The 1,105-nt window shown below is 57.5% G+C and carries 2 rRNA genes; both read right to left on the bottom strand.

The annotated features are described in order from the left end of the window. Positions 1 to 758, bottom strand: a 23S ribosomal RNA gene (locus ACFUEJ_RS24280); the annotation flags it as partial. A 298-nt stretch (positions 759 to 1,056) separates the two neighbouring features. Continuing rightward, positions 1,057 to 1,105: ribosomal RNA gene (locus ACFUEJ_RS24275) — 16S ribosomal RNA — on the bottom strand; the annotation flags it as partial.

Raw genomic sequence — 1,105 nt, 5'->3', positions numbered from 1 at the left:
ACTACGATCGCCCTGTTCGGACTCGCTTTCGCTACGGCTTCCCCACACGGGTTAACCTCGCTACACACCGCTAACTCGCAGGCTCATTCTTCAAAAGGCACGCCATCACCCCCAGCAGTAAACTGCTCGAAGGCTCTGACGGATTGTAAGCACACGGTTTCAGGTACTATTTCACTCCGCTCCCGCGGTACTTTTCACCATTCCCTCACGGTACTATCCGCTATCGGTCACCAGGGAATATTTAGGCTTAGCGGGTGGTCCCGCCAGATTCACACGGGATTTCTCGGGCCCCGTGCTACTTGGGTGTCTCTCAAACGAGCCGCTGATGTTTCGACTACGGGGGTCTTACCCTCTACGCCGGACCTTTCGCATGTCCTTCGCCTACATCAACGGTTTCTGACTCGCCCCACGGCCGGCAGACCGTGGAAGAGAGATCCCACAACCCCGCATGCGCAACCCCTGCCGGGTATCACACGCATACGGTTTAGCCTCATCCGGTTTCGCTCGCCACTACTCCCGGAATCACGGTTGTTTTCTCTTCCTGAGGGTACTGAGATGTTTCACTTCCCCTCGTTCCCTCCACACTGCCTATGTGTTCAGCAGCGGGTGACAGCCCATGACGACTGCCGGGTTTCCCCATTCGGAAACCCCCGGATCAAAGCCTGGTTGACGACTCCCCGGGGACTATCGTGGCCTCCCACGTCCTTCATCGGTTCCTGGTACCAAGGCATCCACCGTGCGCCCTTAAAAACTTGGCCACAGATGCTCGCGTCCACTGTGTAGTTCTCAAGCAACGACCAGCCACCCACCACCCCCGGCAACAACCGGAGTTCACTGGGACCGGCACCGAGGAAAGTTCATTCCCTCAGACACCCAACAGCGTGCCCGACACGTCCAGTCAAGATCCTGCGTTCCACGCCGAAGCAGTACTAGCAGTTCTCATCCTGATCGTGCCGAGTAGTCAACGTTCCACCCATGAGCAACCAGTGCGAGACGTTCGATCGCATGCTGGCATCTGACCTCATCCCGAAGGACTCGGTAAGAAGTGCTCCTTAGAAAGGAGGTGATCCAGCCGCACCTTCCGGTACGGCTACCTTGTTACGAC

This window comes from Gordonia sp. NPDC057258, from assembly GCF_042668985.1.
Classification (GTDB): Bacteria; Actinomycetota; Actinomycetes; order Mycobacteriales; family Mycobacteriaceae; genus Gordonia; species Gordonia hongkongensis.
The sequence above is the reverse complement of the archived record's forward strand: the minus strand, read 5'-3'. Positions and strand labels throughout refer to the sequence as shown.